Here is a 21292-nt window from a genome sequence, read left to right on the forward strand (position 1 = left end):
CGAACGGCTGTGCGTTGCCGGAGCCGGTTTCGATCGGTCAGGCAGCGGACATTTTCTTCAGTCCACGCTATCGTCCGAACCGGCCCCTGGAGATACCCGATGGAACTCGATGTCATGAATACGGAAGACTTCGAGGATCGCTTGAGGGAACTCCGGCCGCGGTTGCACCGCTATTGCGCGCGCATGACCGGCTCGGCCGTGGATGGTGAGGATGTGCTGCAGGACACGCTGATCAAGGCCGTGCAGGCGCGGGCGGATGGCGTGGTGGTGGACAATCTCGAAGGCTGGCTGCTGCGCATCGCCCACAACACCAGTCTGGATTTTTTGCGCCGGCGGTCCAGGCACAAGATCGTCCCGCTGCTCGATGACATGGAAGACGCCCCGCTGCCCGAGGCGGACATCGTCGCGATCGGCTTTCAAACCTTCCTGCAACTGCCGGAACTTCAGCGCTGTGCGGTGATCCTGAAGGATGTGCTTGGTCATTCGATCGAGGAAATCGCCGCTATCGCCGAGTGTACGCCGGCGGCGGCCAAATCGGCGCTGCAGCGCGCCAGGGTGGCGCTCAGGCACCTGACCGAACGCCCGGAGGATATGCGGCTGCCGCTGATGTCCGACGCGAACCGGCACAAACTGGCAAGTTTCGTGCGCTTCTTTCAGGGCGGCGACTTCGATGCCATCCGCGCCATGCTGGCCGACGATGTAAAACTTGAGCTGGTCAACAGGCTGAAGCTGGAGGGTCGCGAGGGCATCAGCCGCTATTTCACCCGCTATGCGCAGGAGACAAAGTGGCGTTTCGCGCTCGGCGCAATCGAAGGGCGGCCGGCCATGCTGGTTTTCGACAGTGCCGGCCCCATGAAAAAACCGGCGCATTTCGTCGTTCTCGATTGGCGTGGAGACGAGATCGCCGCGATCCGCGATTTTCTCTTCGCCCCCTATGTGCTTGAAACCGTTGATTGGGTTCGTCTGGCTTGAACTGCGAGACAGCGGCTCTTTGCCGATTGAGGGTCCGTTCTCCGTCAAATGTTGACGGTTCCGCGCTATTCTTGGACCTTCGCTGGTATCGGCAGCCGTTGGGTTTCGGCAGGTTTCCCTGGCCGGTGTGGCACCGGCTCCGAGCATCGCGGGGGACCGGTTGCGTTCTGGGGAGAGGCAGCATGAGTTTGGCGAGCGACGCGCACTTCTGGGACCGGACGTCGCGGCGATACGCCAAGGGAACGATCGCGGACCCGGCCGCCTATGAACACACGCTCGACCGCACCCGCGCCTTGCTTCTGCCCGATGACCGCGTGCTCGAACTCGGTTGCGGCACGGGAACGACGGCGTTTCGGCTGGCGGGCGATGTGCGCGATTACCTTGCAACCGATTTTTCGACCGAGATGATCGCCATTGCCCGGGAGAGGTACGCCGTCGATCTGGTTCCGAACCTCGCCTTTCGCAGCGCGACGGCCGAAACGCTTGCGGCCGAATGTGGGCAGTTCGATGCGGTGCTGGGCTTCAACTACCTGCATCTCGTGCGCGATCTGCCCGCCACGCTCGACAACATCCATACCCTGCTTGCCTCCAGGGGCGTGTTCATCTCCAAGACGCCCTGCGTCGGCGACATGAACCCGCTCGTCCGGCTCCTGCTCTTGCCGGCGATGCGGGCCGTCGGACTGGCGCCCTATGCGGGAACTTTCAGCGCAGCAGAGCTCAGCCGGCACATCGTCGCCGCCGGCTTCGAGCTTCTGTCGGCGGAAAATCACGCATCGGCGAGCAACGACAACCGCCCCTACATCGTCGCCCGGAAGCGCTGAGGTGTTAGACCAGAGCAGCCGTGCTGCCCTGGTCTCGATGCGTTCCAGACACGCGCTGCCGCGAGGGCTGAGTGGTCCTGCCGAGCCGCCGATTGTTGACGTTCAACGCCTGCGCGACACGATCGATACCAGCGCCAGGCCGCCGATCACGGAGACGTGCTCCAGCGCCACGGTCATGTCGCGGAAGGCCTCTTCGCCTTCCTTCAGCCAGAAAGGATGGGCGATCGGGATCGTCAGCACCGTGAAGACGGCGAGCGCCCCGGCGGCAAGCCAGACCCAACGGTTGAGGATGATCAGCAGAGAGGCGCCGATCTGCAGGATCAACGTCATCGAATTGAACAGCCATCCCGGCGTCAGGCCGAAGCCTTCCATGATCGCGACGTTGGCGTTGAAGTCGAAGAGCTTGGCAAGGCCGCTTGACCAGAAGACGAGCGTCAGCAGCACGCGGGCGAGAATGCCGAAGGCGCGCGAATCGAGAATGCTTGCGATAGGGCCTGACATGGATCATCCCTGCCTTGCGGTGAGAAAGGCGACCCTGCGGACGATTGCCGGTGTCGGCGCGATGGCGAACAGGCCAGCGAGCCAGCAGGCGGCGCTCGATGCTGCGGCGCCGCCGGGCTCGGCGATGCCCGCAGATGCCGTTCCAGTCCCGGGATTGTCAGTCCTTATCTGGTTTTCCAATGCCACGTCGGCCCCCATTTCCGATTGAACCGACGGGGTTTGTAGAAGCTCAACCAGGCTTGAGGTCAAGAAAACGGCCATGCGACAAATTGGGTGGCGCTGGCGGCGGTCGTTCGATGAATAGTTAGCTCTTGCGCTAAGTATTGACGCGTGATACTTAGCCTTATGGAACAGTATTCAGACCGATTGGACGTGATCTTTCAGGCGCTCGCCGATCCCACCCGCCGTGCGGTGCTTGCGCGGCTCGGCGGCGGTCCGGCGAGCATCAGCGATCTCGCCAGACCCTTCGACATGGCCCTGCCGTCCTTCTTGAAGCACATCCACTACCTTGAAGGCAGCGGGCTCATCCGCACGCACAAGGAGGGCAGGGTGCGCACCTGCGCCATCGAGAAGGCGCAGTTCACCGCGGTAGAGAGCTGGCTTTCGGCGCAGCGCGCGCTCTGGGAAGGCCGCGCCGACCGGCTGGAAAAATTCGTCACTGAACACGAGGAGGAATGACCATGATCCGCTCTCCCGATCCTGAACTCGACCTGACGATGGCGCGCATCATCAAGGCGCCGCGCGCGACGGTCTGGCGCGCCTGGAGCGATCCCACTCGGCTTGAGCAATGGTGGGTTCCTGAGCCGGCAAGATGCAAGGTGATCGACATGGATCTCAGGCCCGGCGGCAGTTTCGTGACGCGGATCAGCGAAGGCGGCGGCGCATTCGTGCCGCATATCAACGCCTGTTTTCTCGCGGTCGACGAACTCTCGCGCATCGTCTTCACCGACACGCTCGTTGCCGGTTGGCGGCCGGCGGAAAACGCCTTCATGACGGCGATCATCACCCTCAGCGATCATCCAGCCGGCACCGAATACGCTGCCCATGTAATGCATCGGAGCGGCGCGGACCGGAAGATGCACGAGGAGATGGGTTTTCACGACGGCTGGGGAACGGTTGCCGGGCAATTGGCCCGGTTCGTCGAGCAAACTCACTGAGGAGACGATCCCATGCGCAATATCGTGCTGCAGATGATGACGACACTGAATGGCCGCCTCGACGATCCGCTTGCCTGGATGGGGACCGTGGTCGACGAGCAATACCGGGCGATCGACCGCCTTTACGCAGGCTACGACACGGTTCTGGTCGGCCGCACCACCTATGAGGAGATGGTCGGCTATTGGCCGGGCGCGCTGAACGACAAGGCGGGCGGCGAGACCAATCGGGTGATGGCAGGGCGTATGCACGACTATCGCAAGATCGTGTTCTCCCGCACCGAAGAGCAGGCGATCAGCCGCTGGCACAATGCCGAGCGGGCGGTGGTTCCTGATGATGCGGCGCTCTCGCGCTACCTGACCGACCTGAAGGCTGGGCCCGGCCGGGATATCCATTTGTCCGGCGGCGCGAGCCTGGCGCAGACGGTGATCGGCCTCGGCCTCGTCGACCGCTACCACTTCTTCGTCTACCCGGTCGTATCGCCCGGCGAACCATGGTTCGCCCGGCTTCGCGACAAGAACGAGCTGCAGCTGATTGGCAGCGAGCACTACGACAACGGCGTCGTTGGACTCCACTACGCGACGGTACGCGACGCAAAGTCAGCGCGACCGAAAAGCTTCTCGGAGCTCATCGCCTAAGAGCAATTCCAGGAAAAGTGCGAAGCGGTTTTCCGTCCGGAATTGCGCCAGCCAAGCGAGCAATTCCAGGAAAAGTGCGAAGCGGTTTTCCGTCCGGAATTGCGCGGCTTTTGGGATCACTCCCCGGCTTGCAGGGTGGTGAACAGCCGGTCGTAGGTCGGCGCCAGCAGGCGTAGGCTTGCGGCCGCCTCGGCATCCCTGCGCAGGACCAGCGGATACTGCAGCGCGCCGATCAGCCGCGCCTGTTCGCCGGCGATGGCGGCGGATTTGGCAAGGCCTGCCCGCGCCAGGCAGGACGCCGCGTCGCCGGCGCGGCGGGCACCGACACGAACGGCGAAGTGCACGAGGTGAGCCCGCAGGTTCTTGTCGCAATGGTCTTCGATCAGAGCGGCGAGCGCTTCGGCTGCGTCGGCATTGCCAAGGCTGCCCGTCGGCACCAGCCGGTCCGTGGTCATCGAGAGCCAGTGGATCGCGGCCGGCACCGAGGCGCGGATTGCCTCGACCTCGCTCACGTCGGCGACACGAGAGAATCCCCATCGCATGGTGTAGGGGTCGCCGTAGCTCAGCGTCTCGGCGCCCCAGGCCGTCATGAAATCGTGGAGCGGCAGGGAGGCGTAGGGATATCCTTGCGGGTCGTGCATCAGCACGCGCGTCTCGTCGATCGCGAGGACCACGACATAGTGATCGGCCTCGATCGGTCCCGTCATGCCGGGCTGGTGCCTCAGATGCCCCATCTCCACCGGGCCGACCCAGACGGGACCATCCTTCAGCGCCGCGCGCAGGCGGGAAAGCGCGTCCTCGGGCTCGCCGCCGCTGCTGACCTGCGACGTCCAGCCGAGCGCCTTCAGCGCACCGTCGAACCCGGCCTCCGGATCCCAGCCGTAGGGGTCGAAGAACGGCAGGGTACCGCCGACGATCTGCATGCCGAAGGGGCTGCCGGTGGCAAGCTCAATGGTCGAGGTCGAGGGCGCGGCTTCGCCGAACATCATTGCAAATGAGTTGGCGTAGCAATAGGGGCCGGAGCCCACATAGGAAAAGTGCTGCATCGGTTGGTCCTTGAGTGATTGGGGCGTGCGGGGATTGGTTAGCGCACGATGGGGTAGGCGACATCGAAGCGCGTACCGCCTCTGCCGGGGTAGATTTCGTAGGGGCTGCCGAAGCAGCTGAGATCGTCGCTTTGCTCGAACCAGGCTTCGATCGCGTCATAGACGCGGAGCACGGCCGGAAAGGTTTCGAACGGTTCGGCCACGGCCAGGAACGCTTCGCGTCCTGCCGGCTGAAGGCGGATGCGCAGATCACCAGTGGGTTCGAGACTGCCGTCATAGCCGATCGCGACCTCGACGAGACCCTTGCCGTCGTGATTGACCGGCTCGTGGAAATGCAGCGTCATCGGCCCGTCGTCGCTCTTGCCCGATTGCGCAAGATAGCCGCGGATCTCCGTTTCGGCGCTTTGGGTGAAGGCGTCGAGCGCGTCCACCGTCACATGATGCTGGCGATAGACGATTTTCGAAGGCGCGACGTCGCGCACGGCAACGGCCCTAACCAGCGGATCGTCGCCGCCGCTCGATTGCCGGATGATTGCCTCCACCAGCTCGCGCTGATCCTCGAGCCGTTTGCTCTGCACCTCCAGCCAGGCGCGCAGCTCCGCGAGGCGAACGTCGGGCTGAAGATCGATCAGCCGCGCGATCCGGGCGATCGGCAGACCCAGCTGCCGCAGCCGGGCAATCAGCCTGGCGCGGCTTGCCTGCGTGGCGGCGTAATAGCGGTAACCGGTCGCGGGATCGACATGGGCAGGCACCAGCAGGCCCTGCTCGGCATAAAGCCTGAGTGCTTTCGGCGACAATCGTGTGGCGGCGCCGAAGCGCCCTGCAAGGAAGTAGGAATCGGTCATGAAGGTAGTCTGGGGCCAGCCCCAGGGGCGAGGTCAAGGGGCACGTTGCCGTCTTTCCTGTTGAAGACCTCCCGGAACAGGCGACCGCTCCGGGAGGGGCAAGGCTATCGATTTTCGCTCCGGTTGAGAAACGCAAGCGCCAGCAGCGTGATCGTCGCCATGCCGAGGCAATAGCCGACGAGCGGCCAGGCCGTATCACCGCCAAGCAGGAGAACGGCGCCGGTGCCAATGAGGCTGACGATCAGGCTCTGGATCGAGAAGTAGAGCGCGACCGCCGTCCCGGCGATGGCATCGAAGGCCTTGAGCGCTCCGTTGGCGGTGACCGAGGCGCTCATGACGATGCCGAAGGCGATCACCCACATTGGCAGCACGAAGCTCTGGAACGACGGCACCGCCGAGGCTTCGCCCGCGCCAAGCAGCAGCCCGCCGAGGATGATCAAGGCCATGCCGCGGGCGAGGCAACCGGAGGTCCCGTAGCGGGTGACGAAGCCCCTGGCGAAGCGCGTGGCGATGATCATCACGACGGCGGCGGTGGCGAATGCCAGGCTGAAGCCGAGCTGCGAATAGCCGGCGCGATCGATGAGCAGGCGTGGCGCCGTGGAGAAGAACACGAAAAACGCGCCCATCGCCGTGCTGAAGCCAAGCGTATAGGTCCAGAAGGCGCCACTTGCGAGCATGGGCCTGAACCTCGGCCTCATCGGTGCCGCGGCGTCAGGCCGGGTTTCCGACCACCGCGGCAAGGCCTGGCCGAGTGCTGCAAGGCCAAGCATGGCAAGCGTCAGGAAGATCGCCCGCCATCCGAAAGCGCCTGATATCAGCGCGCCGGCGATCGGCCCGAGCGCCGGCACGAAGGAAAGCATGGCGCTGAAGAGGCCATAGATGGTCACACCCTCCGGACGTGCGCCATAAACGTCGCGCACGGTCGCGAAGGTCGCGACCAGTGCGGCCGAGGCGCCGGCCGCCTGGACAAGCCGCAAGGCGACGAAGACCGGTGCCGAGGTGGTTGCGGCCAGTCCCAGCGAGGCCAGCGCAAATAGCGTCGCGCCACCGAGAAGAACGGGACGGCGGCCGACGCGGTCGGACAGCGGGCCGAACAGCAGCTGACCCAGCCCCAAAAGCAGCATGTAGAGGCTGAGCGTGAGCTGGACGACTGCGGGCGACGTGCCGAGGATCGCCGGCATGTCGGGCACGACGGGCAGGTAAATGTCCATGGCGAGCGACGCCAGGATATCGAAGGGCGCCATCAGCAAAAGTGCTGCCGGCAGCGAATAGGACCAGGTGAGGGAATTACGATCGGGCATGATGAAACATCCGCGCAAATGAAAACCATTCGGCGGCGATCTGCCACTTCATCAAATCTTCTGAATGTGAGCCGACAGACGCCGCAACAACTTATTCAACCGTTGTTGCGGCTTACCTGGTTGCTGACGGGTCGGTCCTCATCTGCGGCTCCTATGGCGGCTCTCCAGCGATAACGCCAAGCCAGCCGAAATCTCATGCCGGCATGTCCTATCATCGGGATTTCCGGACGGCAACTCCTGGCTCAGCTATCAGCCTCGGCCGCGCCCGGCATCACCGCCAGCCGGTTCTCGACGCTGGTGACGCCGATCACCGATGCTGCGGCATCGCCGGCGCAGGCGATGTCGGATGCCTGCGCCACATGACCGGAAAGCACCACGATCCCGCCGAGCGCCATCACCGAGATCTCGCGCGTATCGATCATCGCCGCATACTGGATGTAGCGCAGCACCTTGTCGGCGAGCGCATCGTCGATGAGATGCGGATCGTCGTCTTTGTGCGCGTAAATGGACTTCTCTGTCGGCATGGCTCGTTCCTCATGCTGTTTCGGAACGCCTGCGGCCGGGGAATGTTCCCCTCCCTGTGCCCGCTGCTCGCGCGCTTGCGGCGCGGGTGCGAACAACGTTATTGCTGGCAGGACCATTCCAGGAGCGGAAAGAGGAAAGCATCTGCGGTCTTCCGCCCGTCTCCCGCTCTACCTCATGAGAACAGACCCCGAAGATCTTGGATCGATACGCTCCAAGGTCATCGTGATCCAGGGCCCGCGCATGTCCGACATCTTCCAGAACGTCCTGCCCATCTTCATCCTGATCCTTGCCGGCTGGTTGCTGGTGCGCCTGGGTTACCTGAAACCGGCCGTCGGCGAAGCCTTGGGCGATTTCGTCTTTCGCGTCGCCGTGCCCATCCTGCTGTTTCGCACGATTGCGGAAGCGGATTTCAAGGACGGTTCGCCCTGGCCGCTCTGGGTCGCCTATTTCTCGGGCGTCGCGGTGACCTGGACGTTGGGACACGTGGCGGCGACGCTCGTCTTCGGGCGGGATGCGCGCATGGGGGTTCTCGCTGGCGTCTCCTCCGCCTTCGCCAACACGGTCTTCATCGGCCTGCCGCTGGTGTCGCGAATCGTCGGCGAGGAGGGCATCGTTGCGATCTCGATCCTGCTTTCGGTGCATCTGCCCGTCATGATGATAGCGGGCACGCTCTTGATGGAGCGTGCGGAGCGGCGCGCCGGCGGCAAGCCGGGGCAAAGCCCGCTGCAGCTCTTGGCCGGTGTCGCCCGCAATCTGGTGCGCAACCCGCTGGTGATCGGCCTTGCCTGCGGCGCCGCCTTCCACCTTATCGGCCAGCCGCTTGGCGGTCCGGTCAAGACCGTCGTCGATCAACTGGCGTCGATGGCAGCACCCGCGGCGCTGATCTCGATCGGCATGGCGCTGGATAAATACGGCCTTGCCGGCAATCTCGGGCTCGCTTCGGTGACGAGCGTCTTGAAGCTCGCCGTCATGCCGGCGGTCGTCTATGCGAGCTGCCACCTGCTCGGCCTCAACGACAACTGGACGACGGCGCTGGTGCTGACGTCGGCGGTGCCGACGGGTGTCAATGCCTGGCTGATCGCCAACCATTTCAATGTCGGCCATGGGCTGGCGTCCTCGACGATCACGCTGACGACTGCGCTCGGCGTCATCAGCGTTTCGGTCTGGGCCTATCTGCTGATGTGATTACCGCTCTCTCCGGCAAACTGTTTCGCCGCGGAGGCTTGGATCCGCCTGAACGTTCCGTGCGCAACATCTCCGCCTATCCCCGAATACGAAAAGGCCCGGCGCGAGCCGGGCCTTTTGCATGGGATCGTTTCCGACCGCTGAACTTATTGAGCCGGTGCCGGCTGGCCTTCGGCAGGCTTGGCTTCGGTTGCCGGCGCTTCGGCCGGCTTTGCACCTTCGGCGCCAGCAGCCGGTGCTGCTTCACCGGCAGCCGGTGCGGCTTCGGCAGAACCGGCAGATGCGTCCGGCAGTGCTGCCGGAGCGTCGGCCTGCTCGCGCAGCCAGGCGATCAGGTTGGCGCGCTCGTCGGGCTTCTTGACGCCGGCAAAGCCCATGGCGGTGCCCGGAACGTGCTTCTTCGGTGCTTCGATGAAGTAGCTGAGGTGGTCGTAGTCCCAGACGACCTTGCCGCCTTCGGCAAACGTCTTCATGCCGGCCGAGTAGCTGAAGCCCTCATGCGAAGCGATCGGACGGTTGACGAGGCCCCAGAGGTTCGGACCGACTTTGTTTGCGCCGCCCTTGTCGGCGGTGTGACAGCTTGCGCATTTCTTGAACACGGTTTCACCGGCAGAAGCGTCGGCCTTGAGCAGCAGCGGCTTGATGTCGACTTCGACTTCCGCGGCACCACCGGCACCGGCTTCAGACGTGCCTTCTTCCGCAACGATCGTAAAGCCTTCCTTCTCGGGAGCTTCGGAATGGAAAATGCCTTCCGATGCAATGGACACGGACATCAGAACGAAGACCGTTCCCAGAAAGGCGCCCACGCCCATGTTCACATATGAATTCATCTGCAAACGCTCCCTTTGCCACCGGCGCAAACAAAAACCCGGCCTATCTTGAAATCGCGCGGAACCTATGTCTTTTGGCTCTGCGTTGCAACAGTGATTATCGGCCCCTAACTGAGACTTATTGACACTTTCGGCGGGGTTTTTGAAGGCCAGATCATGAATCGCGAAAATTCAGGTAAAGTCATCGTGCTCATTCCGGCGCGCATGGCCTCGACACGCCTACCCGGAAAGCCGCTCGCCGATATTTGCGGCCTGCCGATGATCGTCCAGGTCGCGACCCGAGCGCAGGAAGCGGACGTCGGCCGCGTCGTCGTTGCCGTTGACGACCAGCAGGTCTTCGACGTCGTGCGCGAGGCCGGCTTCGAAGCGATAATGACCCGCATCGACCACCAGTCCGGCTCCGACCGGATCTACGAAGCGCTGCAGAAGGCCGATCCGAACGGCGAAGCCGAGATCGTCATCAACGTCCAGGGTGACCTTCCGACGGTCGAACCGGCATCGATCCGCGCGGCGCTGAACCCGCTCGAAAATGCCGCCACCGATATCGCCACGCTGACGGTGGCGATCGCCGAGGAGAGCGAGAAGACCAACCCGAACATCGTCAAGGTCGTCGGTTCGCCGCTTTCCGACACGCGCCTGCGTGCGCTCTATTTTACCCGCGCGACCGCGCCTCATGGCGAAGGCCCGCTCTATCATCACATCGGGCTCTATGCCTATCGACGGCAGGCGCTGGAACGCTTCGTCTCGCTTCAGCCCTCCGTGCTCGAACGCCGCGAATCGCTGGAGCAGCTGCGTGCGCTCGAAGCCGGCATGCGCATTGATGTCGAGATCGTCGATTCGGTCCCGCTTGGTGTGGACACGCCGGTGGAGCTGGAAAAGGCCCGCCGCATCCTGTCTGCCCGTACCCGCTGATATCAGAACCTGAGAAGGACGCTACCGTGACCGCCAAGACCAACAGGATTTCCTTCCAGGGCGACTATGGCGCCAATTCCGACATGGCCTGCCGCGACATGTTCCCGTCGATGGAGCCGCTGCCCTGCCAGACCTTCGAGGATGCCTTCGTCGCGGTCGAGAACGGCAACGCCGATCTGGCGATGATCCCGATCGAGAACACGATCGCCGGCCGGGTCGCCGACATCCATCACCTCCTGCCGGAATCGCGGCTGCACATCGTCGGCGAATATTTCATGCCGATCCGTTTTCAGCTGATGGTGCTTCCGGGTGTCACGCGTGACGAGATCCGCACCGTGCACAGCCACATCCATGCGCTCGGCCAGTGCCGCAAGATCGTGCGCTCCAACGGCTGGAAGCCGGTCGTCGCCGGCGATACGGCGGGCGCGGCAAAGCTCGTCTCCGAAAAGGGCGACCGCTCGATGGCCGCGCTCGCGCCGCGGCTTGCCGCCGATCTCTATGGCCTCGAAATCATCGCCGAGAACGTCGAGGATACCGAGAGCAACGTCACCCGCTTCGTCGTGCTGTCCCGGGAAGAGCAGCGCATCGCCCGCACCAGCGACGAAGAGCTGATCATCACCACCTTCGTCTTCAATGTCCGCAACATCCCGGCAGCGCTCTACAAGGCCATGGGCGGTTTCGCCACCAACGGCATCAACATGACCAAGCTCGAGAGCTACCAGCTTGGCGGCCGGTTCGTGGCGACGCAGTTCTATGCGGATATCGAAGGCCACCCGGATGATGTCGGCGTGCGCCATGCCATGGACGAGCTTCGCTTCTTCTCCGAAAAGGTCCGCATCCTCGGAACCTATAACGCGCACCCGATGCGCGGCGTTCTCTGAACAGGCGGCTCCGGCGCCAAGCTGTTGAGAAAGGCCTGCGTAGGCGGGCCTCGACCGCCTCCCAAAGTGGTGAGGCGGTCGCTATCGTTAGCACGCTGCTTGGCCCCTCAGCTCCGCCTGAAGGCCGCGAATGCGCCTGATTTCTGACCAAAATGAAGCCTGCGGTTGTGGTCTTCTCGCGCCGCACATATCTGATCCTGCCATTTGGCTAAGGTTTTCAGAGCATCACGTTTAAGTCCTGAGCGTACCGTTCGCGGTGATTTTCCGAGAGAATCATTGGTTTCGCCGCGCCCTACCGGGGTGAAAGTGGCAAAAATTCGTTAACCGGCTACGCGTCTGACGCATGCCTAGTTTGCAATCGTGGCGCTACACAAATTTTAGGCAAATGCCTATTTGACGCTCGTCAAGTAAGGAGTGTTAAAGATGAAGATCCGTCAGAAGATCATGGAATATGCGAAGACCCGCCGTGCGATCCGCGAGCTGAATGCTCTCGACGATCACGCACTGAGCGACATCGGTCTGTCCCGTTCGCAGATCCAGGCCGCCGTTTACGGCCGCTAATTCCGTACCATTCGCGCATCCCGCCGCTTCAGGCTGGTGGGATGCGCGCAGCATACCCTCTCGCTTAAGAATCGTAGAGGCAGACGCGCAGCCGGTGACCATCCGGATCGAGCGCGACGAAAGTCGGTCCGAAATCCATTTCGGTCAATTCCTGCGCAATCGGCAGGCCTTTCCCCTTCCAATCCTCGTAACGTGCGCGCACCGCGCTCTCGTCTTCCACCATGAAGGCCAGTTCCGACCGGCTGCCCGATGCCGCCGGCTCCGGCGCGACCGTATGTTCGGCCCAGAGCCCGAGCGTGAAGCCACCCGGCAGCTCGAAGGACGAGAAGGTCTGGTAGGTGACGCTTGGTTCCTGCGCGAGAAGCGCGCGATAGAAGGTCACGCTTGCGAGCGGGTCCTTGACGTAGAGAACGATGAGATTTGCCTTGGCCATGCTGTTCCTCCTTGTTGCGGAAGGTGCAGGCTAGGGCTGGCCGCTGCCAGTTTCTGTCAGCATCGGCGCACCAACACCCGTCAGGAGCCGACCGTCTCTCGCTTCGACGCCGCCATGTTCTGGCTCGAGCGCCAATCCTTCATCAGCACCTGCCGGCGGCGGGGATAGCGCGCCTCAGTCACCGTCATCTTCTGCATGCGGTCGGCGCGAAAGTGCCGGAAGTCCAGGCGCAGCTCGCACCAGGCCATGACCATGCGCACGTTCTCAAAGAAGCCGAGGGCAAAGGGCCAGACGGTGCGCTGCGTCGCGCTGCCGTCATTGTCGACGTAGTCGAGTTCCACCTTGCGCTCGTTGCGGATTGCGCGCCTAAGCGCGGCGATGTCGATGCCGTTGGTGGCCGGCGGGCTCGGGCCGACGAGCAGGGTCGAACTGTCGAGCTCCTCGCGAAGTTCGGCCGGCAGCACCGCGGCAATCTTGGCGAGCGCATTGGCGGCAGCGCCGGCGAGATCGTCGTCGGTGCGCTTGGAGACCCAGCGCGAGCCGAGCACCAAGGCTTCGATCTCCTCGGCGGAAAACATCATCGGTGGCAGCATGAAGCCGGGCTTGAGCACATAACCGAGCCCCGGTTCGCCCTCGATATCAGCGCCCTGCGCCTGGAGGCTGGCGATATCGCGGTAGAGCGTTCTGAGGCTGACGCCGGTTTCTTCCGCCAGTCGCTGGCCGCTCACCGGCTGGCGGTAGCGCCGGAGCACCTGCAGAAGGTCGAGCAGCCGTTCGGAGCGGGACACGGTCGATCTCCCTGTATCCGTCGCCTTATGTCCGCTCGCCCCAGGCGAGCCAGTCACGCATCAGCTGGTGCGCGATCGCGCCCTTCGGCGGCGGAATATGCGCGTCGCCGGTGTCGGCGACCCCGGTCGACCTTTCGAGCATCGCGATCGTTTCATCGCGCGTGAACCAGCGCACGTCTTCCAGCTCGTGCTCGTCGCGCTTGATGACGGTTGATTTCGCCTCCGCATAGCAGCCGATCATCAGCGTGTGCGGCATCGGCCAGGGCTGCGAGGCATGGTAGCGTACCCGGCCGATATGGATGCCGGACTCCTCGAGCGTTTCCCGCCGCACGGCGTTTTCGATCGTCTCGCCCGGCTCGACGAAGCCGGCAAGGCAAGAATACATGCCCGGCGCGAAATGCGGGCTGCGGCCGAGCAGGCAAAGATCGCGCTCAAGGTCGATCGTCATCATGATGACGACAGGGTCGGTGCGCGGGAAGACCATATGGCCGCAGGCGGTGCAGACCCGGCGATAGCCGCCAGCCTTGCCTTCCATCGGGCCTGCGCAGCGACCGCAGAAGCGGTTGTTGGCATTCCAGGTAATCAAGCTCGAGCCTTGCGCGAACTGGCCGAGCAGTTCCTCCGGCAGCATCTGCTGGCGATAGAGGGTGCGGCCGTCGGCGATCTTGAAGGGCTCGGTGATCGTCTCGTCCGTCAGGCCCGTCGGCACGGCCAGCCGGGGCTCGCCGTTGGCGAGGTAGCCGAGCAGGATCGTCTCGTCGAGAACGGGTTCGAGACCTTCGAGCTCATAAGGCGCAAACAGTGGGTCGATGATCTTCTCGTCATGCTTGACGATCAGCTTCGGTCCGGAGAAGGCCAGGAAATGCGCACCCGGGTGCTTCAGTGCCACCTGCACGCAATCGTCGGCCCGGTGCTCCGACTGGCGATCCAGATGATTCTCCGAGAAGGCGACGAGGGTGCTTGGCTCTGGATGCGGGCTGCGAAGGTCAAAGATCGATTTCGTCATGTTCAGAGGTTTTCCAGAATGCGGGCTGCGAAGGCCTGATGTTCTTTTTCGTCCCACGGCTCCGCCTTGCCGAAGCCCCAGACCGGCCCCGGCCAGTTCGGGTCGCCGTCGCTGCGGGCGATGATATGCACGTGAAGCTGCCGGACGATGTTGCCCAATGCGCCGATATTGATTTTCTCGGCGCCCGTGACCTTCTTCAGCGCCGTCGCTGCCATGGTCGTCTCGAAGGTCAGCATCGTCTGGTCGAGCGGGGTGAGGTCGAAGATCTCAGAAATGCCTTCACGCTGAGGAATGAGCACGAGCCACGGCCAGCGGCGGTCGTTCATCAGCCGCATCTGGCAAAGCCCGATCGAGGCGATCGGAATGCCGTCGCGCTCGAGCCGCTCGTCGAGGGTGAAGGTCGTCAACTGGGTCTCCTCGGCTATTGAGAATGGCGGATTCGCCTTGTTTTGCATATCGATATCAGTTTTTTGACGGCTTGGCTTGCATTTGCTTTCGATATTGCCGATATGGAAGCCGGGAGGTTGGTGGTGGACGAGCCACTCGCCAACCGGGTCAGGTCCGGAAGGAAGCAGCCCCAACGAGCTCCGGCACGGGTCATCGTGCCAGCCTCCCACCTTCTCCGTCCTGTCGGGACAAGAGTTCGAACAGCGGCAGGGTCGATGAGCGACGATACGTCCATTTCATCCGTTGAGAAACCAGCCGCCTACCGTGTTCTGGCGCGCAAGTATCGCCCCAAGGATTTCTCCGACCTGATGGTCGGCCAGGAACCGATGGTGCGCACGCTCACCAACGCGTTCGAAACCGGCCGCATCGCCCAAGCCTACATGCTTACCGGGGTGCGCGGGGTCGGCAAGACCACCACCGCCCGCATTCTCGCCCGCGCGCTGAACTATAAGACACCGGATATCGATCGGCCGACCATCGACCTGCGCGTTCCCGGCGAACATTGCCAGGCGATCATGGATGGGCGTCACGTCGACGTCATCGAAATGGACGCGGCGTCACACACCGGCATCGACGATATCCGCGAGATCATCGAACAGGTGCGCTACCGCCCGGTTTCGGCCCGCTACAAAGTCTACATCATCGACGAAGTGCACATGCTCTCGACCCAGGCCTTCAACGGCCTGCTGAAGACGCTCGAAGAGCCGCCAGAGCATGTGAAATTCATCTTCGCGACCACCGAAATCCGCAAAGTGCCGATCACGGTTCTGTCGCGCTGCCAGCGCTTCGACCTGCGCCGCATCAGCGCGTCCGATCTCGTCGGCCTGTTTTCGACGATCCTCGGCAAGGAAGGCGTATCCTTCGATCCGGAAGCGCTTGCGATGGTGGCCCGCGCTGCCGAAGGCTCGGCGCGCGACGGTCTGTCGCTGCTCGACCAGGCGATCGCCCACGGCGGCGGCGCTGTGGAAGTCGAAACCGTGCGTTCGATGCTCGGCCTTGCAGACCGCGCCCGCATCGTCGACCTCTTCGAGCACGTCGTCAAAGGCGATGTCGCCGCGGCCCTCAAGGAATTCACCGCACAATACGAGGCCGGCGCCAATCCGACGGTCGTATTGACCGACCTTGCCGATTTCACCCATCTCGTCACCCGGATGAAATACGTGCCGGAGGCGGTCAACGACCAGTCCTTGAGCGAGATCGAGCGCACCCGCGGCGCCGTCTTTGCCGAGAGCGTGGCGGTTACGGCGCTCTCGCGCATCTGGCAGATGCTCCTGAAGGGCATTCCGGAAGCCGAAAGCTCGTCGCGCCCGGCGGGTGCCGCCGAAATGGTGCTGATCCGCCTGGCGCATGCGGCACATCTGCCGGCGCCTGAAGAGGCCGCGCGGCGCTTGCTGGAACTTTCCGGCAATGAAGGCGGCGGCGCTCGCCCTGGCCCTTCAGGTGGCAACGGCGGCGGCGCACAGGCCCAGGCTTCCGTGTCCGTGTCGGCGCAGGCATCGCAGCCGATGCCGGTGCAGCGCCCGACGAGCAATGGCGCGACCATGCTGCGCGCCGTCCCGGACGTGCCGCCCCAGGCGGTTGCCGTTGGCCGCATCGAAGAACGCCCGGTGGCGGCGCCTGCGGCCAAGCCGCAGCCGTCGGTGCCGGTCAATTCGATCGCCGACATCGCCGATCTCTGCGCCAAGAACCGCGACATCAAGCTGAAGACGCTGGTGCGCGGCTTTCTGCGGCTCGTGCGGATCGAGCCCGGACGTCTCGACGTCAACGTCTCGGACGACGCGCCGAAGACGCTGCTTGGCGAAGTGGCCGTCAAGCTAAAGGAATGGACCGGCATCCACTGGATCGTCAGCTACAGCCGCGAGGCCGGTGAGCCGACGCTGATCGAGGCGGAACAGCGGGCGCAGGAGCAGCGCGTCAACGACGCGCGCCAGGACCCCGATGTCGCCGCCATTCTCGCCCGGTTCCCGGGCGCCAAGATCACCGACGTGCGCATTCGCGCCGTTGAAGAAGAGGCCGAGAGCCAGGCTCCGGCTACAGCCGAATCCGCCGACGGCGATATCGTCCCTGGCGACGACATCGAATAGTCCCGTCTGCGAGCAGAAACAGAAAGACAGGAGACGACGATGCGCGACATCATGGGGATGATGGGCAAGGTCAAGGAAATGCAGGCCAAGATGGAAAAGATGCAGGCGGAAATCGCCGCGCTCGAAGTCGACGGCACCTCTGGCGGTGGCCTCGTCACCGTTCGCCTCGACGGCAAGGGCACCCTCAAGAGCCTGAAGATCGATCCCTCGCTGTTCAAGGAAGACGACGTCGAGATCCTCGAAGACCTGATCGTCGCCGCCCACAAGGACGCCAAGGACAAGGCCGAAGCCGTGCAGGCGGAAAAGACCCGCGAACTGACCGCCGGCCTGCCGATCCCGCCCGGCATGAAGCTGCCCTTCTGATCGTCTCCGGGCAGTAGGTTCGGGAAGCAGGGCGGTCTGCCGCCCGCAGCATTTGCGCGCCGGCGGTGGTAGCCGCCGGGTACCGCGTCGATACCCGCCGCTTCGCGTGCGGGCGTTTCGAAGGCGATTCCGTTTCGGCGCGATATGGGCTAAAAGCGCCGCATGGCAAAACGAGTCACCGGCCCCGAAATCGAAAAACTCATCCAACTCCTGGCGAAAGTGCCGGGGCTCGGACCGCGTTCGGCGCGCCGCGCCGCCCTGCATCTCGTCAAGAAGAAGGACCAGTTGCTGGGTCCGCTCGCCGACGCGATGGGCGAAGCGCACCGCAAGGTCCGCATCTGTTCCTGCTGCGGCAATGTCGATACGATCGATCCCTGCACCGTTTGTTCGGACGAGCGTCGCGACCACTCCGTGCTCATCGTTGTCGAGGACGTTTCCGATCTCTGGGCACTGGAACGCGCCGGCGCGATGAACGCCGCCTATCATGTGCTCGGCGGCACGCTCTCGCCGCTCGACGGCGTCGGCCCCGACGATCTCAACATCAAGGGTCTCGTCCAGCGCGTCGCCAATGGCGGCGTCCGCGAGCTGATCATCGCCGTCAATGCCACCGTCGAGGGCCAGACGACGGCGCACTACATCACCGACCAGCTCGAAGGCATGGAGGTGAAGATCACCCGGCTTGCCCATGGCGTGCCGGTCGGCGGCGAGCTCGACTACCTCGACGAAGGCACCTTGGCGGCTGCCCTTCGCGCCCGCACGTCGATCTGAGCGTCATTTCGGACGCTGCAATCCAACCGATGGGGAAGCCTTATGCTGAGACTTCTTTCACTGACGACCTTGCTGCTCTGTGGCTGGCTGGGGCTCGCGCAAGCCGCGACCAAAGCCGACGTCGAGGCGCAGTTTCGTACCTGGCTGCAGAATGATCTCTGGCCGGAGGCGAAGAAGGCCGGCATTTCCGCCGGATCCTTCAAGGCGGCCTTTTCCGACGTGAAGCTCAACTGGGACCTGCCGGATCTGGCGCCGCCCGGCTTCCCGAAGCCGAAGGAACAGAAGCAGAGCCAGGCGGAGTTTTCCTCGCCCGGAAACTACTTCTCGGAAAAGCGTCTGCAGGGGCTCGCCGCCACCGGCCGCAGCCTGGCTTCCACCCATGCGTCGACCCTGAAGAAGATCGAGCGCACCTATGGCGTGCCGGGCTCGGTGATCGTTGCCATCTGGGGCCGCGAATCCGGCTTCGGCCGCGCCAAGATCCCCTATCCGGTGGTCGACGTGCTCGCGACCAAGGCGTTTATGTCGACGCGGCCAGACCTGTTTCGCCGCGAGCTGATCGCGGCACTGCACATTCTCGACAGCGGCGATGTCGACGAGGCGGCGATGCGCGGCTCTTGGGCCGGCGCGATGGGTCAGCCGCAGTTCATGCCGTCGAGCTTCCTGCAATATGCCGTCGATTTCGATGGCGACGGCCGCCGCGACATCTGGAATTCGGTGCCAGACAGCCTGGCGTCGATCGCCAATTATCTGGTCAAGAAGGGCTGGCAGCGCGAGCGTGACTGGGGCTTCGAAGTATCGATTCCCGAAGCCGTCTCCTGTGCGCAGGAAGGGCCGGACCTCGCCCAGCCCCTGTCGAGTTGGGCAAACAAGGGGATCGTCAGGATTTCCGGCAAGGCCTTTCCGTCGCACGAATTGTCCGCATCTTCGATGATGCTGGTGCCCGCTGGTCGCCATGGGCCGGAGTTTATCGTCACGCCGAATTTCTACGTGCTCAAGGAATACAACAACTCCGACCTCTACGCGCTCTTCATCGGCAACCTCGCCGACCGCATTGCGACGGGCGGCGGCGCGTTCCGCGGCACGTGGGGCGACGTCGGCAACATGCTGCGCTCGGACGTTCTGAAGATGCAGAAGGCGCTGGTTGCCAAGGGCTACGACGTCGGCAAGGTCGATGGTCTCCCCGGCTACAAGACACGCCGTTCGCTCGGCGACTGGCAGGCAAAGAGCGGCCTTGCCGCCACCTGCTTCCCCGATGCTTCGCTGAAGGCGAAGCTGCGATAGAGCCAATTGCAGCCGGAGGCACTGGTGTGCCGACTGCCGAAAAGAAAAGGCCCCGTCATCGGGGCCTTTTTCGTTGCATGTTCGAGACCGGCGCGAGGGCCGGCACAAGCTAGTGCATGTCCACATTCACCTGGCGCTTGTAGCGCTCGTAATGGGTCGGCACGATCGTCTGGCGCTCGATCATCCGGTGCACGCGCGGTGGTGCTTTGCCGCTATGCAGCGCCGTCAGCCTGTCGCCGACGGCCGCGTCCGCCTGGGTGCGCCGCTGGTTGTGACGCACATATTCGACCCAGGTCGGCACGTGGTAGGTCTCCGTCCAGGTGGTCGGGTTTTCAAGGTCGCGCATCAGCGCCCAGTGTCCGGCGCCGTCACGGATGCGGATGCGCCGCCGTTCCGCCATGGTTGTCAGGAACTCCGGGATGTCGTCGTCGGCGATTTCGTAGTCGATCATGATGACGATCGGGCCGCTGCGCGGTTTCAGGTCCAGTTCGAGCGGCGGCTCGTTGAAGCGGTTCAGCGGATCGAGGTTGAGCGAGGTGAATTCCGGCAAGGGCAGGCGGAAGCCGACCACGACGCCGGCGAACATCAGCAGACAGGAGCCCATCAACGCGTTGGCCGCGCCATATTGCTCGGCGGCCGTACCCCAGAGCCAGCTGCCGCCGGCAATGCCGCCGAAGGTCATGGTCTGGTAGAGCGAAAGGGCGCGGCCAACCACCCAGCGCGGCGTCGACAGCTGCACCGTGGTGTTGAACAGCGATAGCGCCAGCACCCAACAGGCGCCGGAGATGAGCAGCACGAGACAGCTCAGCCAGGCATAGGTGCTCCAGGCCGTGATCGCGGCGCTGGCGGCAAAGCCGGTGAAGGCGATGCGCACGATCGCCTCGCTCGAAAGCTTCTCGCGCAGGCGGGCGGAGAGCAGCGCCCCGCCGATCGCGCCAAGGCCGAAGGCGCCGAGCATCAGACCGTAGGTGAGCGGCCCACCCTGAACGAGGTCGCGGGCGACGAGCGGCAGAAGAGCGAGGATGGCGCTTGCCGAAAGGCCGAAAAGGAAGCCGCGCAAGAGAACCTTGCCGATGTTCGGCGACATCGCGACGTAGCGCAGGCCAGCCGAAATGGCGCGCCCCAGCGTCTCGCGCGGCAACGTGCTCGTCGGCACCTCGCGACGCCAGCGCACCAGCGCAAAGAGGATGGCGAAATAGCTGAGCGTATTGGCGAAGAAGGCAGCCGCCGCACCGAGTGCCGCGACGATGGCGCCGCCGATCGCCGGGCCGACGCTTCGGGTGATGTTGAAGCCCATGCTGTTGAGCGCGACCGCTGCCGGCAGGTCTTCGCGCGGAACCATGTCGCCGACCGACGCCTGCCAGGACGGGTTGTTGAGCGCCGTGCCGCAGCCGATGAGGAAGGTGAAGAGCAGGAGCAGCCAGGGCGTGATCAGCCCGACATAGGCACAGATCGTCAAGAGCGCCGAGACGAAGAGCATGAAACACTGCGCCACCAGCATGATCCGCCGCCGGTCGAAATTGTCGGCAAGCGCGCCAGAGACAAGCGAGAAAAGCATGATCGGCAGCGAGGTCGAAGCCTGCACCAGCGCCACCATGTTCGCCGATGAGGAAATGGAGGTCATCAGCCAGGCGGCCCCGACCGATTGAATAAGGCCGCCGAAATTGGAGGCGAGGCTCGCGATCCATATCGTGCGGAAGATGTCGTGCTTGAAGGGGGCAAGCGGCGAAATACGGGTTGGCACCTCGTCTTCTCTCTTCGTTTCTTGATTGTCGTCTCGAAGCGGTTCGTCTCCTGTTATAGGCCCGACAACGCGAAGTGCCACCCGCTGAAACTGACCTTGTTGGCGAAGATGCTCGCCGGCGGTTCGTCCGGCCATTTGCGTCGGACGGCCCAATGCCTTGCAATTTGCGGCGATGGGGCGTATATGAGCCTCAAATTCTTGATCG

Annotated in this window: 25 protein-coding genes and 1 other RNA gene; 14 read left to right on the plus strand and 12 right to left on the minus strand. The window is 63.8% G+C overall.

The features are described 5' to 3' along the window. The first annotated feature begins 99 nt into the window (after window positions 1–99). Complete coding sequence (locus tag FA04_RS18615; protein ID WP_034804813.1) at window positions 100–972, plus strand: sigma-70 family RNA polymerase sigma factor; 873 nt, start codon at window positions 100–102, stop codon at window positions 970–972. A gap of 182 nt (window positions 973–1154) precedes the next feature. Then, entirely contained in the window at window positions 1155–1793 is a 639-nt protein-coding gene (locus FA04_RS18620; protein ID WP_034804810.1) for a class I SAM-dependent methyltransferase, read from the plus strand. Between the two features lie 102 nt (window positions 1794–1895). Here FA04_RS18620 and FA04_RS18625 read toward each other — a convergent pair whose 3' ends face one another. Both FA04_RS18625 and FA04_RS35225 read right to left on the minus strand, forming a co-directional pair. Further along, window positions 1896–2294, minus strand: coding sequence for a DoxX family protein (locus FA04_RS18625; RefSeq protein WP_034804807.1), 399 nt, complete (start codon window positions 2292–2294; stop codon window positions 1896–1898). A gap of 3 nt (window positions 2295–2297) precedes the next feature. Further along, the gene (locus tag FA04_RS35225) at window positions 2298–2480 is read right to left on the minus strand and encodes a hypothetical protein (protein ID WP_143106247.1); all 183 of its coding nucleotides are present in this window, start codon (window positions 2478–2480) and stop codon (window positions 2298–2300) included. Between the two features lie 159 nt (window positions 2481–2639). Between FA04_RS35225 and FA04_RS18635 the strand changes: the two genes are divergently transcribed. The 3 genes from FA04_RS18635 to FA04_RS18645 are packed head-to-tail and all read left to right on the plus strand — an operon-like array spanning window position 2640 to window position 4087. Then, window positions 2640–2972 carry an ArsR/SmtB family transcription factor gene (locus tag FA04_RS18635; protein WP_034804801.1) on the plus strand — a complete coding sequence of 111 codons (333 nt, stop codon included), beginning with the start codon at window positions 2640–2642 and terminating at the stop codon, window positions 2970–2972. Between the two features lie 2 nt (window positions 2973–2974). After that, window positions 2975–3451, plus strand: coding sequence for an SRPBCC family protein (locus FA04_RS18640; protein ID WP_034805274.1), 477 nt, complete (start codon window positions 2975–2977; stop codon window positions 3449–3451). Window positions 3452–3463: 12 nt separating this feature from the next. Continuing rightward, a complete protein-coding gene (locus tag FA04_RS18645; RefSeq protein ID WP_034804799.1) occupies window positions 3464–4087 on the plus strand; it encodes a dihydrofolate reductase family protein in 624 nt (207 codons plus the stop codon). Window positions 4088–4203: 116 nt separating this feature from the next. On the opposite strand, the gene FA04_RS18650 is transcribed toward FA04_RS18645, so the two are convergent. The 4 genes from FA04_RS18650 to FA04_RS18665 all read right to left on the minus strand — a co-directional run bounded on the left by FA04_RS18650 (window position 4204) and on the right by FA04_RS18665 (window position 7803). Continuing rightward, window positions 4204–5133 (minus strand): hypothetical protein, encoded by a 930-nt coding sequence (locus FA04_RS18650; RefSeq protein WP_034804796.1) that lies wholly within the window; start codon window positions 5131–5133, stop codon window positions 4204–4206. A 38-nt stretch (window positions 5134–5171) separates the two neighbouring features. Continuing rightward, on the minus strand, window positions 5172–5978 hold the full coding sequence (locus FA04_RS18655) for a MerR family transcriptional regulator (protein WP_034804793.1): 807 nt from the start codon (window positions 5976–5978) through the stop codon (window positions 5172–5174). 104 nt (window positions 5979–6082) lie between these two features. Beyond that, the gene (gene cml / locus FA04_RS18660) at window positions 6083–7279 is read right to left on the minus strand and encodes a CmlA/FloR family chloramphenicol efflux MFS transporter (protein ID WP_034804790.1); all 1197 of its coding nucleotides are present in this window, start codon (window positions 7277–7279) and stop codon (window positions 6083–6085) included. Between the two features lie 242 nt (window positions 7280–7521). Continuing rightward, on the minus strand, window positions 7522–7803 hold the full coding sequence (locus tag FA04_RS18665) for a BON domain-containing protein (RefSeq protein WP_029742346.1): 282 nt from the start codon (window positions 7801–7803) through the stop codon (window positions 7522–7524). A gap of 241 nt (window positions 7804–8044) precedes the next feature. Here FA04_RS18665 and FA04_RS18670 point away from each other — a divergent pair, with 241 nt between their 5' ends. Further along, window positions 8045–8989, plus strand: a complete 945-nt coding sequence (locus FA04_RS18670) for an AEC family transporter (RefSeq protein ID WP_034805271.1) — start codon at window positions 8045–8047, stop codon at window positions 8987–8989. Between the two features lie 146 nt (window positions 8990–9135). Here the strand turns inward: FA04_RS18670 and FA04_RS18675 are convergent, their stop codons facing one another. After that, window positions 9136–9819, minus strand: coding sequence for a c-type cytochrome (locus FA04_RS18675; RefSeq protein ID WP_034804787.1), 684 nt, complete (start codon window positions 9817–9819; stop codon window positions 9136–9138). A 156-nt stretch (window positions 9820–9975) separates the two neighbouring features. Between FA04_RS18675 and FA04_RS18680 the strand changes: the two genes are divergently transcribed. The 3 genes from FA04_RS18680 to FA04_RS18690 all read left to right on the plus strand — a co-directional run bounded on the left by FA04_RS18680 (window position 9976) and on the right by FA04_RS18690 (window position 12173). Continuing rightward, window positions 9976–10731 carry a 3-deoxy-manno-octulosonate cytidylyltransferase gene (locus FA04_RS18680; protein WP_034804784.1) on the plus strand — a complete coding sequence of 252 codons (756 nt, stop codon included), beginning with the start codon at window positions 9976–9978 and terminating at the stop codon, window positions 10729–10731. A gap of 26 nt (window positions 10732–10757) precedes the next feature. After that, window positions 10758–11612: a prephenate dehydratase gene (locus FA04_RS18685; RefSeq protein WP_034804771.1), complete on the plus strand. Its 855-nt coding sequence runs from the start codon at window positions 10758–10760 to the stop codon at window positions 11610–11612. Between the two features lie 423 nt (window positions 11613–12035). Beyond that, on the plus strand, window positions 12036–12173 hold the full coding sequence (locus tag FA04_RS18690) for a DUF1127 domain-containing protein (protein WP_064817013.1): 138 nt from the start codon (window positions 12036–12038) through the stop codon (window positions 12171–12173). A gap of 64 nt (window positions 12174–12237) precedes the next feature. Here the strand turns inward: FA04_RS18690 and FA04_RS18695 are convergent, their stop codons facing one another. The 4 genes from FA04_RS18695 to FA04_RS18710 form a co-directional block, all read right to left on the minus strand. Beyond that, window positions 12238–12606, minus strand: a complete 369-nt coding sequence (locus tag FA04_RS18695; protein ID WP_034804768.1) for a VOC family protein — start codon at window positions 12604–12606, stop codon at window positions 12238–12240. 80 nt (window positions 12607–12686) lie between these two features. Next, window positions 12687–13394 carry a helix-turn-helix transcriptional regulator gene (locus FA04_RS18700; RefSeq protein WP_029742353.1) on the minus strand — a complete coding sequence of 236 codons (708 nt, stop codon included), beginning with the start codon at window positions 13392–13394 and terminating at the stop codon, window positions 12687–12689. A gap of 25 nt (window positions 13395–13419) precedes the next feature. Continuing rightward, window positions 13420–14400: an NAD(+) diphosphatase gene (gene nudC, locus FA04_RS18705; RefSeq protein ID WP_034804765.1), complete on the minus strand. Its 981-nt coding sequence runs from the start codon at window positions 14398–14400 to the stop codon at window positions 13420–13422. A 2-nt stretch (window positions 14401–14402) separates the two neighbouring features. Further along, window positions 14403–14855: an HIT domain-containing protein gene (locus FA04_RS18710; protein WP_029742355.1), complete on the minus strand. Its 453-nt coding sequence runs from the start codon at window positions 14853–14855 to the stop codon at window positions 14403–14405. A 64-nt stretch (window positions 14856–14919) separates the two neighbouring features. On the opposite strand from FA04_RS18710, the gene ffs reads away from it, so the two are divergent. From ffs to FA04_RS18735, 5 genes are all read left to right on the plus strand, one after another. Beyond that, window positions 14920–15017: signal recognition particle sRNA small type (ffs, locus tag FA04_RS18715), an RNA gene on the plus strand. Window positions 15018–15062: 45 nt separating this feature from the next. Then, window positions 15063–16931: a DNA polymerase III subunit gamma/tau gene (locus FA04_RS18720; RefSeq protein ID WP_051659686.1), complete on the plus strand. Its 1869-nt coding sequence runs from the start codon at window positions 15063–15065 to the stop codon at window positions 16929–16931. A gap of 39 nt (window positions 16932–16970) precedes the next feature. Beyond that, window positions 16971–17294 (plus strand): YbaB/EbfC family nucleoid-associated protein, encoded by a 324-nt coding sequence (locus FA04_RS18725; protein ID WP_029742357.1) that lies wholly within the window; start codon window positions 16971–16973, stop codon window positions 17292–17294. A 162-nt stretch (window positions 17295–17456) separates the two neighbouring features. Next, window positions 17457–18062 (plus strand): recombination mediator RecR, encoded by a 606-nt coding sequence (gene recR / locus FA04_RS18730; RefSeq protein ID WP_029742358.1) that lies wholly within the window; start codon window positions 17457–17459, stop codon window positions 18060–18062. A gap of 42 nt (window positions 18063–18104) precedes the next feature. Further along, window positions 18105–19343: a lytic murein transglycosylase gene (locus FA04_RS18735; protein WP_029742359.1), complete on the plus strand. Its 1239-nt coding sequence runs from the start codon at window positions 18105–18107 to the stop codon at window positions 19341–19343. Between the two features lie 109 nt (window positions 19344–19452). Here the strand turns inward: FA04_RS18735 and FA04_RS18740 are convergent, their stop codons facing one another. Continuing rightward, the gene (locus FA04_RS18740) at window positions 19453–21087 is read right to left on the minus strand and encodes an MFS transporter (RefSeq protein ID WP_029742360.1); all 1635 of its coding nucleotides are present in this window, start codon (window positions 21085–21087) and stop codon (window positions 19453–19455) included. Window positions 21088–21292: the final 205 nt, after the last annotated feature.

It is taken from the genome of Ensifer adhaerens, assembly GCF_000697965.2.
Taxonomy (GTDB): domain Bacteria; phylum Pseudomonadota; class Alphaproteobacteria; order Rhizobiales; family Rhizobiaceae; genus Ensifer; species Ensifer adhaerens.

Coding starts and splice junctions, on each gene's coding strand:
- FA04_RS18615 (WP_034804813.1), top strand. CDS start 100: ATGGAACTCGATGTCATGAATACGGAAGACTTCGAGGATCGCTTGAGG.
- FA04_RS18675 (WP_034804787.1), bottom strand. CDS start 9,819: ATGAATTCATATGTGAACATGGGCGTGGGCGCCTTTCTGGGAACGGTC.
- recR (WP_029742358.1), top strand. CDS start 17,457: ATGGCAAAACGAGTCACCGGCCCCGAAATCGAAAAACTCATCCAACTC.
- FA04_RS18710 (WP_029742355.1), bottom strand. CDS start 14,855: ATGCAAAACAAGGCGAATCCGCCATTCTCAATAGCCGAGGAGACCCAG.
- cml (WP_034804790.1), bottom strand. CDS start 7,279: ATGCCCGATCGTAATTCCCTCACCTGGTCCTATTCGCTGCCGGCAGCA.
- FA04_RS18735 (WP_029742359.1), top strand. CDS start 18,105: ATGCTGAGACTTCTTTCACTGACGACCTTGCTGCTCTGTGGCTGGCTG.
- FA04_RS18625 (WP_034804807.1), bottom strand. CDS start 2,294: ATGTCAGGCCCTATCGCAAGCATTCTCGATTCGCGCGCCTTCGGCATT.
- FA04_RS18655 (WP_034804793.1), bottom strand. CDS start 5,978: ATGACCGATTCCTACTTCCTTGCAGGGCGCTTCGGCGCCGCCACACGA.
- FA04_RS18665 (WP_029742346.1), bottom strand. CDS start 7,803: ATGCCGACAGAGAAGTCCATTTACGCGCACAAAGACGACGATCCGCAT.
- FA04_RS18725 (WP_029742357.1), top strand. CDS start 16,971: ATGCGCGACATCATGGGGATGATGGGCAAGGTCAAGGAAATGCAGGCC.
- nudC (WP_034804765.1), bottom strand. CDS start 14,400: ATGACGAAATCGATCTTTGACCTTCGCAGCCCGCATCCAGAGCCAAGC.
- FA04_RS18690 (WP_064817013.1), top strand. CDS start 12,036: ATGAAGATCCGTCAGAAGATCATGGAATATGCGAAGACCCGCCGTGCG.
- FA04_RS18720 (WP_051659686.1), top strand. CDS start 15,063: ATGAGCGACGATACGTCCATTTCATCCGTTGAGAAACCAGCCGCCTAC.
- FA04_RS18645 (WP_034804799.1), top strand. CDS start 3,464: ATGCGCAATATCGTGCTGCAGATGATGACGACACTGAATGGCCGCCTC.
- FA04_RS18620 (WP_034804810.1), top strand. CDS start 1,155: ATGAGTTTGGCGAGCGACGCGCACTTCTGGGACCGGACGTCGCGGCGA.
- FA04_RS18640 (WP_034805274.1), top strand. CDS start 2,975: ATGATCCGCTCTCCCGATCCTGAACTCGACCTGACGATGGCGCGCATC.
- FA04_RS18650 (WP_034804796.1), bottom strand. CDS start 5,133: ATGCAGCACTTTTCCTATGTGGGCTCCGGCCCCTATTGCTACGCCAAC.
- FA04_RS18680 (WP_034804784.1), top strand. CDS start 9,976: ATGAATCGCGAAAATTCAGGTAAAGTCATCGTGCTCATTCCGGCGCGC.
- FA04_RS18695 (WP_034804768.1), bottom strand. CDS start 12,606: ATGGCCAAGGCAAATCTCATCGTTCTCTACGTCAAGGACCCGCTCGCA.
- FA04_RS18670 (WP_034805271.1), top strand. CDS start 8,045: ATGTCCGACATCTTCCAGAACGTCCTGCCCATCTTCATCCTGATCCTT.
- FA04_RS18635 (WP_034804801.1), top strand. CDS start 2,640: ATGGAACAGTATTCAGACCGATTGGACGTGATCTTTCAGGCGCTCGCC.